We start from the raw sequence: 16,147 nt of genomic DNA, 5'->3' as shown, positions 1-16,147 counted from the left end.
CCTGATGCTCGCTTAGTCTGATTAAAACTAACTTATTTCACATTTAGTTAACGTTTTTGTCACTCAGAGGCGATACGCAATGGCAGATGTGCACCTCCTTTCAGGTTTATCCTGTCAGCAATTTATTAACGGTCAATCGGTCGAAGGCGAAGGCCAGCAAGAGTGCATCGTTAATCCGGCGAATGGCGAGACGCTGGTCTCGATCACCGAAGCCTCATCTGTCCAGGTCGGCAACGCAGTAAAAGCAGCGCAACAGGCGTTCGCTTCCTGGTCGCGGACTACCCCCGCCTACCGCGCGGCTATTCTGTTGCGTATTGCCGATGCCATCGAGCGTCAGGCCGAGCGCCTGGCCGGTCTGGAGGCGCTCAACTGCGGCAAACCGCTGCATCAGGCGCTTAATGACGACCTGCCGGCGGCCATCGACGTCTTTCGCTTCTTTGCCGGCGCGGTGCGCACCCAGCAGGGGCAGTTGGCCGGGGAATATATCGAAGGGCACACTTCAATGATCCGCCGTGATCCGATCGGCGTGGTGGCCTCTATTGCGCCCTGGAATTACCCGTTGATGATGGCGGCGTGGAAAATTGCGCCAGCGCTGGCCGCGGGCAACACCGTGGTATTCAAACCTTCCGAACACACCCCTCTGACCATTTTGGCGCTGGTGCCCGCGTTACAGGAGATCCTGCCGCCGGGGGTGCTGAATATCGTCTACGGCGGCGGGGAAGGGGTCGGCAGCCATTTGGTCGGCCACCCGCAGGTACGGCTGGTTTCGGTCACCGGCGATATCGTTACCGGGCAGAAAATTCTGCAGGCGGCGGCGAAAAGCGTCAAACGCACGCACCTGGAGTTGGGGGGCAAGGCACCGGTGATTGTCTGCGATGACGCCGATTTGGACGAGGTGGTCAACAGCATTCGCACCTATGGCTACTACAACGCCGGGCAAGACTGCACCGCGGCCTGCCGTATCTACGCGCAGGCGGGGATCTATCCGAAGCTGGTGGATGCGTTGGGCGAAGCGGTTGCCAGCCTGCGCTTTGCCCGCAAACGCGATGAGGATAACGAAATCGGTCCGCTGATCAGCAGTCGCCAGCGCGATCGCGTCGCCAGCTTTGTCGAACGTGCGCTCAGCCAGCCACACATTGAATTGATCACCGGCGCCGCCGCGCATTCCGGCCCGGGTTTCTATTACCAGCCCACGCTGCTTGCCGGCTGTCTGCAAAGCGATGAAATCGTCCAGCGGGAGGTGTTTGGCCCGGTGGTGAGCATCACCCGCTTTGAACATCTGGAGCAGGCGGTCAACTGGGCAAACGATTCCGAATACGGCCTGGCCTCATCGGTCTGGACGCAGAATATCGATCGGGCGCTGCACATCGCCGCTCATCTGCAATACGGCAGTACCTGGATCAACACCCATTTCACCCTGGCGAGTGAAATGCCGCACGGGGGCCTGAAACGCTCCGGCTACGGCAAGGATCTTTCCAGCGATTCACTGCAGGACTACAGCGTTGTCAGGCATGTGATGGCGAAATTTAAAGCCAGCTTCTAAAGGCAGCATACCCGTCGCTTTTCAAGCTGCAGCGATGTTACCTGCACTCATCCCAGTGGCTTACTCAAGTAAGCGCCTGGGGATGAGTGAGCTGGTCGCCTGGCTGTGCTGTACAGGGATGTACAAATGCCGCGAGCGCATGGACGCGCTAGAGCGGCCAACTTGAAATTCATAGGGTAAATAAAATGAGACTAGGGCGGCAGCCGTTCCCTGCCGCACACAGATAGGCCACACAGGGGTAATTACGATGGGAAAAACTACCGCAGTCACCACCACAGTTTCCGCACTTTGTTTCACCGTACTTTGCGGTTTGGCCCAGGCGGCCGATCTGCCGCAGGCGCTCGGCAAGGGCGAAGGGCGACTGGATATCATTGCCTGGCCCGGTTACATCGAACGCGGTCAGTCCGATAAAAACTACGACTGGGTCAGCCAGTTTGAAAAGCAAACCAGCTGCGCGGTGAATGTGAAAACCGCCGCCACTTCCGACGAAATGGTCAGCCTGATGGCCAAAGGAGGCTACGACCTGGTCACCGCTTCCGGCGACGCTTCGCTGCGGCTGATTTTCGGCAAGCGGGTGCAGCCGATCAATACCGCGTTGATCCCTAACTGGAAAAACATCGACCCGCGCCTGTTAAACGGTGCCTGGTACACCCTGGACGGCAAAACCTACGGCACGCCCTATCAGTGGGGCCCGAACCTGCTGATGTATAACACCAAAACCTTCCCGACACCGCCGGACAGCTGGGCAGTAGTGTTCCAGCAGCAGAACCTGCCGGATGGCAAAACCAATCAGGGCCGGGTTCAGGCCTACGATGGGCCAATCTATATCGCCGATGCGGCATTGTTCCTGAAGGCCACGCAACCGCAGCTTGGCATCAGCGATCCGTACCAGCTTAACGAAGAGCAGTATCAGGCGGCGTTGAAGCTGTTGCGTACCCAGCATGCACTGATCCACCGCTACTGGCATGACACCTCGGTACAAATGAGCGATTTCAAAAACGAAGGCGTGGTCGCCTCCAGCGCCTGGCCGTATCAGGCCAATGCCCTGAAAGGGGAAGGCCAGCCGATCGGTACGGTATTCCCGAAAGAGGGGGTGACCGGTTGGGCCGACACCACCATGCTGCACGCCGATGCCAAACACCCGAACTGCGCCTATCTGTGGATGAACTGGTCGCTGGAACCGAAAGTGCAGGGCGACGTTGCCGCCTGGTTCGGTTCTGTCCCGGCGTCACCGGCGGGTTGCAAGGCCAGCACGCTGTTGGGTGATAAAGGTTGCGAGACCAACGGTTTCAACCAGTTCGACAAGATTGCCTTCTGGAAAACGCCACAGGCGCAGGGCGGAAAATTCGTGCCCTACAGCCGCTGGACTCAGGATTACATCGCCATCATGGGCGGTCGGTAACCCGTGCGGGCGTAGTTCGCTACGCCCGATTAACGTCAATCAGGAGCGCAGATCATGACCATTGCCGTGCAATTTATCGATGTTTCGCGAAGCTTCGGCGAGGTTCGCGCCGTGGACCGGGTTTCAATCGAGATACAAGACGGGGAATTCTTCTCCATGCTCGGGCCTTCCGGCTCGGGGAAAACCACCTGCCTGCGGTTGATCGCCGGTTTCGAACAGCTTACTGCCGGCTCGATTCGTATTCACGGGCAGGAGGCCGCCAATTTGCCGCCGTATCAGCGCGACGTGAATACCGTCTTCCAGGATTACGCGCTGTTCCCACATATGTCGGTGCTGGAAAACGTCGCTTACGGGCTGATGGTTAAAGGCGTCGCCAAGCGAGAACGCCTGGCCCGTGCGCAGGAAGCGCTGGACAGCGTGGCGTTGGGATTTGTAGCCGAGCGCAAACCGGCGCACCTTTCCGGCGGCCAGCGGCAGCGTGTCGCACTGGCTCGCGCACTGGTCAATCGGCCGCGGGTGCTGCTGTTGGATGAACCGCTCGGCGCGCTGGATCTCAAGCTGCGCGAGCAGATGCAGGGGGAGTTGAAAAAGCTGCAGCGCCAGCTCGGCATTACCTTTATTTTCGTCACCCACGATCAGAGCGAAGCATTGTCGATGTCCGACCGGGTGGCGGTGTTCAACAATGGCCGTATTGAACAGGTGGACGCGCCGCGCGAACTCTACATGCGACCGAAGACGCCGTTTGTCGCCGAGTTTGTCGGCACCTCTAACGTGGTGCGCAGCGATTTGGCGCAGCGGCTGTTGGGCCAGGCCGCCACCTTCTCGATCCGTCCCGAGCATATTCGGCTCGCGGATCAGGCCGGCGCGGCGCAGGGGGAAATTCAGGTGCAGGGTACGCTGCAGGAGATCCATTACCAGGGGGCGGCGACGCGCTACGAAATTGCCTTGAACAGCGGTGAGAAACTGCTGGTCAGCCAGGCGAATCCTCAGTGGCACGCCGACGGGCAGCCGCATCTGATCGGCCAACCGGTCACCGCCTGCTGGTCGCGTGAGGCGATGGTGCCATTGCTGGAGGCGAGGTGAAATGGAGATGAGCATCGATTATCCCGCGCCGCGCCGCGGTACCTTGCGCACCCTGTCGACCTACCTCTATCGCCGGCCGACGCTGTACCTGCTGCTGTTACTGGTGCCGCCGCTGCTGTGGTTTGGCGCGGTCTACCTCGGCTCATTGCTGACGCTGCTGTGGCAGGGCTTTTACACCTTCGACGACTTCACCATGACGGTGACGCCGGACCTGACCTTCGATAACCTGCGGGCGCTGTTCAATCCGGCCAATTACGACATCATTCTGCGCACGCTGACGATGGCGATACTGGTGTCCCTGGCCAGCGCGGTGCTGGCGTTTCCCATTGCCTATTACATGGCACGCTACACCAGCGGCCGCACCAAGGCGTTTTTCTACATCGCGGTGATGATGCCGATGTGGGCCAGCTATATCGTCAAGGCCTACGCCTGGACGCTGCTGTTGGCGAAGGATGGCGTAGCACAATGGTTCCTGCAGCATCTCGGGCTGGAGCCGTTGCTGGCGGCGATCCTGACCGTACCGGGTGTCGGCGGTAACACGCTATCCACCTCCGGGTTAGGCCGTTTTCTGGTGTTTGTTTATATCTGGCTGCCGTTCATGATCCTGCCGATCCAGGCGGCACTGGAACGCCTGCCCCCTTCGCTGCTGCATGCCTCGGCGGATCTGGGCGCACGCCCTGCGCAGACCTTTCGTTACGTGATCCTGCCGTTGGCGGTGCCGGGGATCGCCGCCGGATCAATCTTTACCTTTTCGCTGACGCTAGGGACTTTATCGTGCCGCAACTGGTGGGGCCGCCGGGCTACTTTATCGGCAGCATGGTGTACGCCCAGCAAGGGGCGATCGGCAATATGCCGATGGCTGCGGCCTTTACTCTGGTGCCGATCGTGCTGATCGCGATTTATCTTTCCATTGTGAAACGTCTGGGGGCTTTCGATGCACTCTGAACGCGCGCCGTTAGGGCTAAAACTGGCCGCCTGGGGCGGACTGATTTTCCTGCATTTCCCGTTGGCGATTATCGCCATCTACGCCTTCAACACCGAGGATGCGGCTTTCAGCTTCCCGCCGAAGGGGTTTACGCTGCATTGGTTCAGCGTTGCCGCCGGGCGGCAGGACATTATCGATGCGATGCTGCTGTCCGCGCAGATTGCCGCGCTGGCCACCGCCGTGGCGCTGGTGCTGGGCACGCTGGCGGCAGCGGCTCTCTACCGGCGTGACTTCTTCGGCAAAGACAGCATTTCATTGTTGCTGCTGTTGCCGATCGCGCTGCCGGGCATTGTCAGTGGCCTGGCGCTGCTGGCGGCGTTCAAGGCACTGAATATTGAACCGGGGGTGCTGACCATCGTTATTGGTCATGCCACCTTCTGCGTGGTGATCGTGTTCAACAACGTGATTGCCCGTTTCCGCCGAACCTCCTACAGCCTGATCGAGGCCTCTATGGATCTCGGTGCCGACGGCTGGCAAACCTTCCGCTACGTGATATTGCCCAACCTTGGCTCGGCGCTGCTGGCCGGGGGCATGCTGGCGTTCGCGTTGTCGTTTGATGAAATCATTGTCACCACCTTCACCGCCGGCCATGAGCGCACGCTGCCGCTGTGGTTGCTGAACCAGCTCGGTCGCCCACGTGACGTGCCGATCACCAACGTGGTGGCGCTGTCGGTGATGCTGCTGACCATGATCCCGATTTTGGGGGCCTATTACCTGACCAAAGGTGGCGAAAGCGTCGCCGGCAGCGGCAAATAGCTTTCCCCTTCGTCTTTCAAGCTGCAGCGTTGTTGGCTGCGAGCGTAAACCCCAGTCACTTATTTTGTATAAGCTCCGGGGGATTTACGCTCTTGCCGCCTAGCTGCAACTTGAAATCCATTGGGGAAAGGGATCATGTCGCTAAAAATAAATAACTGAGGGGTTCGTCTATATGCAAAGCCAATTGTTGATTAACGGCCAACTGGTTGCCGGCCAGGGGGCGTTGTTGCCGGTGTATAACCCGGCGACCGGAGAGGTGGTGGTGCAAGTGGCAGAAGCCAGTGTGGAGCAGGTCGATCAGGCGGTGTTGGCAGCCGACGCCGCGTTTGTCGAATGGGGCCAGACCACACCGAAGGAGCGTGCCGAGCACCTGTTGAAGCTGGCGGACCTGATCGACCACCATGCGGAAACCTTTGCCCGTCTGGAGTCGCTTAACTGCGGCAAACCTTACCACTGCGTATTGAACGATGAGTTGCCGGCGGTGGCGGATGTGTTCCGCTTCTTCGCCGGTGCCAGCCGTTGTCTGAGTGGGCTGGCGGCCGGTGAATACCTGGCCGGGCACACGTCGATGATCCGCCGCGATGCGTTGGGGGTGGTTGCTTCAATCGCTCCCTGGAACTACCCGCTGATGATGGCGGCGTGGAAGCTGGCTCCGGCATTGGCGGCAGGTAACTGCGTGGTGCTTAAGCCTTCGGAACAAACCCCGCTGACCACCTTCAAGCTGGCGGAGCTGGCCGCCGATGTGTTCCCTGCGGGCGTATTCAACGTGCTGTTTGGCCGCGGTGCTAGCGTCGGTGACCGGCTGACCGGCCATGACAAGGTGCGCATGGTGTCGCTGACCGGCTCAATCGCTACCGGTGAACACATCATTGCCCATACTGCGCCCGGCATTAAACGTACCCATATGGAACTGGGCGGCAAGGCACCGGTACTGGTGTTCGACGACGCCGATCTGCAACAGGTGGTGGACGGCATTCGCAGTTTTGGTTTCTACAACGCTGGCCAGGATTGCACCGCCGCCTGCCGGATTTACGCCCAGAAAGGCATTTACCCGCAGTTGGTAAAGGCCTTGGGTGAGGCTATCGGCAGCCTGAAGATAGGCCCGCCGGAAGATCCAGACAGCGAACTGGGCCCGTTGATCACCGCTCAGCATCTGGAGCGGGTGGTGGGTTTTGTCGAGCGAGCCAAGGCGCTGCCGCACGTGCAGGTGGTGACCGGCGGTAAGCGCGTTAACGGCCCCGGCTACTATTTCCAGCCAACGCTGCTGGCCGGTGCGCGTCAGGAAGATGAGATTGTGCAGCGTGAAGTGTTCGGGCCGGTGGTAACCGTCACGGAGTTCGATGATGAGGCGCAGGTATTGGCCTGGGCCAACGAGTCACAGTATGGCCTGGCGTCGTCGTTGTGGACCCGGGATGTTGGTCGGGCACACCGTCTAAGCGCTCGTCTGCAGTATGGCTGCACCTGGGTGAATACCCATTTCATGCTGGTGAGCGAGATGCCGCACGGTGGCCAGAAGCTGTCCGGCTACGGCAAGGATATGTCGATGTATGGCCTGGAAGACTACACTGCGATACGCCATGTGATGTTCAAACATTGATTTTACAGTATTTATCCGCAAAATAACGCGGCCTTCAGACCGGCCCCGCCGGTCTGATGATAATAAAAACTGAAAGGAAGCCAATTATGGGTATCACCAGACGCGATTTTCTTAATGGGGTGGCGATCACCATCGCTGCCGGGCTGACGCCGATGCAGATCCTGCGGGCATCGCCGCAAACCGCCAATCAAACCCTCTACTATCCGCCGACGCTGACCGGACTGCGGGGCAACCACCCCGGTTCCTTTGAACATGCGCACCAATTGGGGCGTGACGGCCGAGCCTTCGATTTTGCCGCCGTACCGGCGACGGAAGAGTTTGATCTGGTGGTGGTCGGTGCCGGGATCAGCGGGCTGGCCGCGGCCTGTTTCTGGCAGCAAATGAAGGGGACGCAGCAGCGTATTTTGCTGATCGACAACCATGATGATTTTGGTGGCCATGCCAAACGCAATGAGTTCAGCAGTGAGAACGGGACCATCCTCGGCTATGGCGGCAGCGAGTCGCTGCAGTCGCCGCGTTCCAACTTTAGCCCGGTAGCGATGGGGCTGCTGAAAAAACTGGGTGTCAGCATCGACAACCTGGAAAAGGCTTTTGACACCACTTTTTACCCCAATCTGAACCTGAGTCGCGGTGTCTATTTCGACCGTAAGAACTTTGGCGTCGACAAAGTGGTGAGCGGCGATCCCGGGCGTATGGTGGCGGACGATATTCCGCATGACCGACTCAACGGCCGTTCCTATGAGGCTTTTATCGGCGATTTCCCGCTGCCGGAAAGCGACCGTCAGGCGCTGATTGCACTGCATACGGTGGACAAGGACTACCTGCCGGAAATGAGCCAGGAGCAGAAAAGCGAATGGCTCGACAAGCACAGCTATACCGAATTCCTGCGTGAAAAGGTGGGGCTGAGCGAAATGGCTATCCGCTATTTCCAGCAAACTACCAGTGATTTCCAGGCGGTGGGCATTGACGCGACTTCATGCAGCGACGCCCGTATTTGTGACCTGCCGGGCCTGAACGGTATGAACCTGCCGCCGCTGGACGAAGAGTCGCAGGCGGATCTCGACGATCCTTACGTGTTCCACTTCCCGGACGGCAACGCTACCCTGACGCGTCTGATGGTACGCCATCTGATCCCGGCGGTTTCACCGGGCGGCAAAGACATGAATGACATCGTTCTCGCCAGGTTCGATTACAGCCAGCTAGACCGGGCCGATTCGCCGGTAAAACTGCGATTGAACAGCACCGGATTGCACGCGGCCAACGTCGGTGACAAGGTCGAAGTGACCTATATGACCGGCGAGAAAATGACCAAGGTGCGCGCCGGGCAGGTGGTGATGGCCGGGTACAACATGATGATCCCGTACCTGGTACCGGAAATGTCGGCCGAACAGCAAGAGGCGCTGAAGCAGAACGTGAAGTCACCGCTGGTGTACAGCAAAGTGGTGATCCGCAACTGGCAGCCGTTTATCAAACTGGGCGTACATGAAGTTTACTCCCCAACCGCCCCTTATTGCCGCGTGAAGCTGGATTATCCAGTGAGTATGGGCGGCTATCAGCACCCGCGCGATCCCAACCAGCCCATTGGCCTGCATATGGTATACGTGCCGACGTTGGCGGGCAGCGGACTCAGCCCGCGCGAACAGTCACGTAAAGGCCGTGCCTTACTGTTGGGTACGCCATTTGAAGTGCATGAGCAGATGATCCGCGAACAATTGCAGGGCATGCTGGGGTCGGCCGGATTCGATCACCAGCGTGATATTGAAGCCATTACCGTCAACCGCTGGTCGCACGGTTACTCCTATTTCCTCAACGGCTTGTTTGACGACGAGGACGAAGCGAAGAAAATCATTGAGACGGCGCGCCAGCCGATCGGCAAAATCGTGATTGCCAACTCGGATTCAGACTGGAGCCCGTACGCCAACTCGGCGATCGACCAGGCATGGCGTGCGGTCAATGAGCTGGCCTATGGCAAGGTTGCCGCGAAGGAGGGAGCATGAGAATGCGTTCACTGTATTTGCTGACCTTACTGGCGGCGGGCGGTTCGGCCCAGGCGATGTCGGCCGGGGAATACGTGGCCAAGGCCGGTGACTGTACCGCCTGCCATACCTCGCCAGGCGGCGCATTGTTTGCCGGCGGCATGAAGTTCCCGACGCCGCTGGGCAATATCTACGCCACCAATATCACGCCGGACAAACAGCAGGGCATCGGCGCTTATTCTTTTGATGAGTTTGACCGCGCCATGCGCCAGGGGATCGCCAAAGACGGCCACCGGCTTTATCCGGCGATGCCGTATACCTCTTACGCCAAAATGAATGCGGAAGATATGCGCGCGCTGTATGACTACCTGATGAACGAAGTGCCGGCGCAGAATACCGCCAACCGCGCCAGTGACATCAGTTGGCCGTTGTCGATGCGCTGGCCGCTGGCGGTATGGAATCAGCTGTTCCATGACGATACGCCTTACCAGCCTGACCACAACCAGAGCGCAGAGTGGAATCGCGGCGCCTATTTGGTTCAGGGGGCGGGGCACTGCGGCAGTTGCCATACGCCGCGTGGCTGGGCGATGCAGGAAAAAGGTCTGGACAGCAAAGAGCTGGCCTTCCTGAGCGGCGCCGAGCTGGACGGTTGGTACGCTTCCGGGTTACGCGGAATGAAGCAGGACGAAGTGGTTGCCCTGTTGAAAACCGGGCGCAGCCAACATGCCGCGGTTTCCGGGCCGATGAGCGAAGTGGTGAGCCACAGTACGCAGTATCTTACCGACGGCGATCTGAACGCTATTGCCACCTATTTGCACAGCCTGGCGGCGGAGCAACCCGCGGCGCAGAAAGTGACGCCGCTGGCCGCCGACCATCAGCAGGCGGGGCAGCGCAGCTATGCGATGTACTGTTCAACCTGTCATGGCAATAAGGGCGAGGGCAGCGCCAACACCATTCCTGCGCTGGCGGGCAACACGACGGTGACGGCGGAAAATCCGATCACTGCGCTACGCGTGGTGCTGGAAGGTGCACACACGCCAATCACCCAGCACGCCACCGCGATCGCCATGCCGGGCTACGCCTGGACGTTGAACGACCAGCAGGCAGCCGATCTGATGAGCTATCTAAGAGGCAGTTGGGGGAATCAGGCTGCACCGTTGACGGCGCAGCAGGTGCAGGAGACACGCAAGCTGGCGGAGAAATAATCATACCCGTCATACTTGAAGCTGCCTCTTTGTTGGCTGCCTGCGCTTACCCCAGTCACGTACTTATTGTACATTTCTGGGGATGCGCTTAGTTGCCGCCGCGATGCAACGCCAATTATTTAGCGTATAGGGCGCGGTTGTGGATGAACTGCGCCCTTTTCAATTACATCACCTTGTGTGGGCCGAAGCATTCGTAGTGGATACGATCGGCGCTGACGCCCATCTCCAGCAACTGTTTGCCCACGTGTTGCATAAACGGCACCGGTCCGCAGAAGTAGTAATGCATCTGCGGGGTGCTGAGCGTTTCGCGCAGGGCGCTGAGATCCATCAGGCCACGGCTCTGATAGTCTCGGCCTTCCACATCATTAGCATTCGGTTGGTTGTACCACACGTGGCGGCTCAGGTTTGGCATGCGCCCGGCGATGTCCGCCACTTCATCGGCAAAGGCGTGAACGCTGCCATTTTCCGCCGCGTGCAGCCAGTGCACGTCCGCCTGATGCTGGTTATCGTGCAGGGTATTGAGCATGCCGAGCATAGGCGTTTGGCCAACGCCGGCGGAGATCAACGCCACTGGAGTATCCGGCTTGGCTTCGAGGAAGAAATCCCCGTGCGGCGGAGCAAGGTAAATTACGTCGCCTTCTTTGGCCTGCTGATGCAGGAAATTCGAAACCTTACCCTGATCTTCGCGCTTTACCGCAATGCGATAGTATTCGCCGTTCGGTGAGGTGGTCAGCGAGTATTGGCGAATCTCCTGATTCTCCATGCTGTCGTGCTTGATATAGACCGCCAGGTATTGCCCCGGTTTGAAGTCGATCACCCGGCCACCGTCAACCGGCGCCAGCACGAAGCTGCAAATCACCTCGCTCTGCGGCTGTTTTTTGACGATGCGGAAAGCGCGCAGATCGCGCCAGCCACCGTCGGCGCTTTCGCTGGCCTGATAAATCTGGCCTTCACGCTGGATAAACACGTCTGCCAGTACGCCATAGGCTTTGCCCCAGGCGTCCAGCACTTCCTGACCCGGGCTGAACATTTCGTCCAGGGTCGCCAGTAAATGGCCACCGACAATCTGATATTGATCCGGCTGAATATTCAGGCTGGTGTGCTTCTGGGCAATACGTTCTACCGCCGGTAGCAGCGCCGCCAGATTTTCGATATTCGCGGCATAGGCGCAGATCGCATCGAACAGCGCCTGACGCTGATCGCCATTACGCTGATTGTTCATATTGAACACGTCTTTGAGCTCGGGATTGTGCTCGAACATACGATCGTAGAAATGTGCGGTCAGCTTCGGCCCGGTAGCGGCCAGCAGGGGAATAGTAGATTTTACGGTGGCGATGGTTTGGCTATCCAGCATGGCAGCGCTCCTTGGTCGATCATTATTGGAATAATGTAATGATGTATTTTAAATGCATCTTTAAGTTTAAGCGCATCCTAACGGTTTCTGTGGTGGCTGTAAATACCCCTGTTTTTGTTGCGGGGTCGGCGAGCGGCGATCCCGCTCACAGAACATGAAAAAACCGCATTCCCAGCATGAGTAAAAGTCCGTTGCCGAATGGGGAGATTTATCGGATCAAAGCCTTGCCGCGCCTAATGCCAATCGTTTGCGTAAAAACCTCTGTCAAGGCCTATCCTCGGTGGGGGGAAACAGTTTACACTGTGCCCCAGAACCCAAACGGGTAGTTATTTGGTGATTTTTTAGTTAGCCGATTTAAGTCAGGAGAAGCCGGATGTTAAAGCGTGAAATGAACATTGCTGATTACGATGCCGAACTGTGGCGTGCAATGGAGCAAGAAGTGGTGCGTCAGGAAGAGCACATTGAGCTGATTGCGTCTGAGAACTACACCAGCCCGCGCGTGATGCAGGCTCAGGGTTCCCAGCTGACCAACAAATACGCTGAAGGTTATCCGGGCAAGCGTTATTACGGCGGCTGCGAATACGTGGATATCGTTGAGCAACTGGCTATCGACCGTGCCAAAGAGCTGTTCGGTGCCGATTACGCCAACGTACAGCCGCACTCCGGCTCCCAGGCTAACTTCGCCGTTTACACCGCGCTGCTGCAGCCGGGCGACACCATTTTAGGGATGAACCTGGCGCACGGCGGCCACCTGACCCACGGTTCACCGGTTAACCTGTCCGGCAAACTGTATAACGTGGTGCCTTACGGCATCGACGAAAAAGGCCAAATCGATTACGAAGACCTGGCCAAGCAGGCGCAAACCCACAAGCCAAAAATGATCATCGGCGGCTTCTCTGCCTTCTCCGGTATCGTTGACTGGGCAAAAATGCGTGAAATCGCCGACAGCATCGGCGCTTACCTGTTCGTTGATATGGCGCACGTGGCGGGCCTGATCGCCGCCGGCGTTTATCCGAACCCGGTTCCACACGCTCATATCGTGACCACCACCACCCACAAAACCCTGGCGGGTCCGCGCGGCGGCCTGATCCTGGCGAAAGGCGGTGATGAAGATCTGTACAAGAAGCTGAACTCCGCCGTGTTCCCGGGCGGCCAGGGCGGCCCGCTGATGCACGTGATTGCTGGTAAAGCGGTAGCGCTGAAAGAAGCGATGGAGCCTGAGTTCAAGATCTACCAGCAGCAAGTGGCCGATAACGCCAAAGCGATGGTGGAAGTGTTCCTGGAGCGCGGCTACAAAGTGGTTTCCGGTGGCACCCATAACCACCTGTTCCTGTTGGATCTGGTTGACAAGAACCTGACCGGTAAAGAAGCTGACGCCGCCCTGGGCCGCGCCAACATCACCGTGAACAAAAACAGCGTGCCAAACGATCCTAAGAGCCCGTTCGTCACCTCTGGCGTGCGCATCGGTACTCCGGCAGTGACTCGCCGTGGCTTCAAAGAAGCGGAAGTGCGTGAGCTGGCCGGTTGGATCTGCGACGTGCTGGACAACATCAATGATGAGGCCACCATCGAACGCACCAAGAAGAAAGTGTTGGATATCTGCGCCCGCCTGCCGGTTTACGCTTAATTCCGCTTTCTGTTTAAAAACCCGCTTCGGCGGGTTTTTTTATGCCCGTGGCAGGCAAACTGTGAACTGCTTAGCAGTCTATGGCCTCGTACCTGAATGTACATTGCTAGCCAGTGTGAGCTCTGTCAAAGTATTGCCTTCACACCGGAGGGATCATGGTTCTGCAATCAACGCGTTGGCTCGCTCTCAGTTATTTCACCTACTTCTTTTCTTACGGCATTTTCTTACCCTTTTGGGGCGTTTGGTTAAAAGGCGAGGGGATACCCCCTGAAACCATCGGTATTCTGCTCGGTGCCGGGTTGGTTGCGCGTTTCCTCGGAAGTTTGCTGATTGCTCCCCGGGTTAAGGATCCCTCTCATTTGGTGACGGCTTTGCGGCTGCTGGCATTGCTGACGCTGGCTTTTGCCATCGGGTTCTGTTTCGGTAACGGCTGGGGCTGGCTGATGCTGGTGATTGCCGGTTTCAACCTGTTCTTTTCGCCGCTGGTGCCGCTGACCGACGCACTGGCTGCGACCTGGCAAAAACAGATCACCATGGATTACGGCCGGGTCAGACTGTGGGGCTCGCTGGCGTTTGTCATCGGTTCGGCGCTGACCGGACAGATGGTTTCCGTCTGGGGGCATAACGCGATCCTTTACAGCCTGATCATCAGTATTTTGGCGATGCTGTTGGGCATGATGCTGAAACCGAGCGTGATGCCACAGGGAGAAGCGCGCAGCCACAGCGAAGCCGACCGTTCATTGTGGGAGATGTTAAAAGAGGGGCCGGTCTGGCGCTTCCTGCTGTGCGTCACCTTGTTGCAGGGCGCACATGCCGGCTATTACAGCTTCGGTTCGATCTATTGGCAGGAAGCGGGGTATTCGGCTTCGACCATTGGCTACCTGTGGTCGTTGGGTGTGGTAGCGGAAGTGATCATTTTCGCTAGCAGTAATTTCCTGTTCCGTCGCTGGAATGCACGCAATCTGCTGCTGCTTTCCGCCTGCTGTGGCGTACTGCGCTGGGGCCTGATGGCGTCCAGTACCGAACTGGGGTGGTTGCTGGTGATCCAAATTCTGCATTGCGGCACTTTCACCGTTTGCCATCTGGCGGCCATGCGTTTTATCGCCGCGCGCAAGGGGCCGGAAGTGATCCGGTTGCAGGCGGTCTACTCGGCGCTGGCGATGGGCGGCGGCATTGCGATTATGACGGTGATTGCCGGTTTCCTGTTCGAACATCTGCAGGGCGGGGTGTTCTGGGTGATGGCAGCGGTGGCTCTGCCGGCGATGTTTATTCGCCCGCCGGCGGTGTCAGTCAGCGGCAGCCGTTAAGAGGTTTCCAGCAGCGCACGGATGGTTTTGCGCTGCTGGCGTTCCAGCGGTAATTCGGTGTAAATCAGCGGTGGCTCCGACTCGGTGTGTTCTGCGTCATAAGGGGTAATCACCAGCGTGATGCCCTGCGGCGCGCCAGAGCGCAGATAATCGCGTAGCGGCAAATATTTGATGTTCAACGGCAGCAGCGTTAATTCACGGATTTGATACTCCACTTGCTCTTCCAACTGCGGGTTGTCCAGCGTCAGCAACAGCACCTGCTTTTCCTGCAGCGCATTGCCCTGCATCAGCCAGGCGCCAAAACTGATGGCGACCAAGCCCGCCTCCTCACTGGAAAAATGAATATCGTACTCCTGCTCCAGCGGCGCCAGTGCCTCCTGAGCGGTACGCATCAGGCGTGGATACTTACGTTCGACCTCTTCCAGCAGTTGGTTATCGATGCCAATCTCAAAGCGACAGCGCTCCACCGCCGGCGCCAAATGAGCAAATAACTGGCTAATCAAATCCTCTTCACTGCTGAAGGTCATGCCGGAGATCTGTTGGAAGCGATCGACCATGTTTTTTATCGCCGCCATCAGCCGCAGATCTTCCGCTGAGTCGTTGCTGTGGTAACTGTGGTTTTTCAACATGGTGAACGTCAATACCAAAAAGTCACTTTCGTTGGCCACGGGCGGCAGGGTAAAGAGCTGATTTAACGAATGATGCAGCAAAGTGGCCGCCTGGTATTCCGGTTTCTGATGCAGCCAGTCGTGCTGAGCAGGGGTGAAAACAGGGTGTCGTTGGCGCTGGTTTTCCCAGACACAAAAGCGCAGGTAGTGCTGCAGAAACTGACGATCGCGTCGATCAAAACTGCGGTTGAGCAACGCTTCGCATTCGCCGATGCACTGCTCCAACTCTGGCGTCAGCTCTGCACCTCGTCCCAGCGCCTGCTGTAACCATTGGGAAAAGTGACGTTCGACAAACTCCGGGCTACAGCGCAGGGCTCGTCGCAGCCAGTGGATCAGGCAGAGGCGTTGGTTGAGCGCGCTGCCTCTGATCCGGTAGCCTTCGTCGGGATTGCCGTCAATTTCCAGGTGATGGAAACGCTGGATTTCACTGGCAACCTCGGCTATATCTTGCCGGGTGATGAGGGGGGCGACGCCATTAATTTGGCTGATAGTCTCCAGTTGTACTGCGGGCACCGGCGCGTACAGCATCAATAACAGATGGCAGCGTCGCTGTTGACCGGAGAGCTCAGGCACGGGGGAAGTGTCCAGGCTCATATCACCTTCTGGCGGGTAACGATTAAATTATGAATAAGCATAGCAAAAGG

At 58.2% G+C, this 16,147-nt stretch carries 11 protein-coding genes and 1 pseudogene; 10 read left to right on the top strand and 2 right to left on the bottom strand.

Annotated elements, in window-relative coordinates; genetic code table 11:
- Positions 1 to 79 precede the first annotated feature (79 nt).
- The 8 genes and pseudogenes from EBA31_RS19790 to EBA31_RS19755 all read left to right on the top strand — a co-directional run bounded on the left by EBA31_RS19790 (position 80) and on the right by EBA31_RS19755 (position 10,547).
- Positions 80 to 1,543: a gamma-aminobutyraldehyde dehydrogenase gene (locus tag EBA31_RS19790; RefSeq protein WP_020828182.1), complete on the top strand. Its 1,464-nt coding sequence runs from the start codon at positions 80 to 82 to the stop codon at positions 1,541 to 1,543.
- 247 nt (positions 1,544 to 1,790) lie between these two features.
- A complete protein-coding gene (ydcS, locus tag EBA31_RS19785) occupies positions 1,791 to 2,945 on the top strand; it encodes a putative ABC transporter substrate-binding protein YdcS (RefSeq protein WP_020828181.1) in 1,155 nt (384 codons plus the stop codon).
- A 54-nt stretch (positions 2,946 to 2,999) separates the two neighbouring features.
- Positions 3,000 to 4,028, top strand: coding sequence for an ABC transporter ATP-binding protein (locus tag EBA31_RS19780; protein ID WP_044554556.1), 1,029 nt, complete (start codon positions 3,000 to 3,002; stop codon positions 4,026 to 4,028).
- 7 nt (positions 4,029 to 4,035) lie between these two features.
- Positions 4,036 to 4,973 (top strand): annotated as a pseudogene (locus EBA31_RS19775) (ABC transporter permease).
- The gene (locus EBA31_RS19770) at positions 4,963 to 5,769 is read left to right on the top strand and encodes an ABC transporter permease (protein ID WP_122080031.1); all 807 of its coding nucleotides are present in this window, start codon (positions 4,963 to 4,965) and stop codon (positions 5,767 to 5,769) included. The pseudogene EBA31_RS19775 and the gene EBA31_RS19770 overlap by 11 nt, the downstream one beginning before the upstream one ends.
- Positions 5,770 to 5,941: 172 nt before the next feature.
- Positions 5,942 to 7,366 carry an aminobutyraldehyde dehydrogenase gene (patD, locus tag EBA31_RS19765; protein ID WP_122080030.1) on the top strand — a complete coding sequence of 475 codons (1,425 nt, stop codon included), beginning with the start codon at positions 5,942 to 5,944 and terminating at the stop codon, positions 7,364 to 7,366.
- Between the two features lie 86 nt (positions 7,367 to 7,452).
- Positions 7,453 to 9,363: an FAD/NAD(P)-binding protein gene (locus tag EBA31_RS19760; RefSeq protein ID WP_046372897.1), complete on the top strand. Its 1,911-nt coding sequence runs from the start codon at positions 7,453 to 7,455 to the stop codon at positions 9,361 to 9,363.
- Positions 9,360 to 10,547, top strand: coding sequence for a cytochrome c (locus tag EBA31_RS19755; RefSeq protein ID WP_122080029.1), 1,188 nt, complete (start codon positions 9,360 to 9,362; stop codon positions 10,545 to 10,547). Before EBA31_RS19760 ends, EBA31_RS19755 begins: the two co-directional genes overlap by 4 nt.
- Before the next feature lie 163 nt (positions 10,548 to 10,710).
- On the opposite strand, the gene hmpA is transcribed toward EBA31_RS19755, so the two are convergent.
- Positions 10,711 to 11,901 (bottom strand): NO-inducible flavohemoprotein, encoded by a 1,191-nt coding sequence (gene hmpA, locus EBA31_RS19750; protein WP_020828174.1) that lies wholly within the window; start codon positions 11,899 to 11,901, stop codon positions 10,711 to 10,713.
- Between the two features lie 373 nt (positions 11,902 to 12,274).
- Between hmpA and glyA the strand changes: the two genes are divergently transcribed.
- Together glyA and EBA31_RS19740 are read left to right on the top strand one after the other, a co-directional pair.
- Positions 12,275 to 13,528 carry a serine hydroxymethyltransferase gene (glyA, locus tag EBA31_RS19745; protein ID WP_044554563.1) on the top strand — a complete coding sequence of 418 codons (1,254 nt, stop codon included), beginning with the start codon at positions 12,275 to 12,277 and terminating at the stop codon, positions 13,526 to 13,528.
- Positions 13,529 to 13,683: 155 nt separating this feature from the next.
- Positions 13,684 to 14,835, top strand: coding sequence for a 3-phenylpropionate MFS transporter (locus EBA31_RS19740; protein ID WP_122080028.1), 1,152 nt, complete (start codon positions 13,684 to 13,686; stop codon positions 14,833 to 14,835).
- On the opposite strand, the gene csiE is transcribed toward EBA31_RS19740, so the two are convergent.
- Positions 14,832 to 16,097, bottom strand: a complete 1,266-nt coding sequence (csiE, locus tag EBA31_RS19735) for a stationary phase inducible protein CsiE (protein ID WP_122080027.1) — start codon at positions 16,095 to 16,097, stop codon at positions 14,832 to 14,834. The genes EBA31_RS19740 and csiE overlap by 4 nt on opposite strands.
- Positions 16,098 to 16,147 lie beyond the last annotated feature (50 nt).

This window comes from Serratia sp. P2ACOL2 (genome assembly GCF_003691565.1).
Classification (GTDB): Bacteria; Pseudomonadota; Gammaproteobacteria; order Enterobacterales; family Enterobacteriaceae; genus Serratia; species Serratia liquefaciens.
This window is presented reverse-complemented; position numbering and strand designations above follow the sequence as displayed.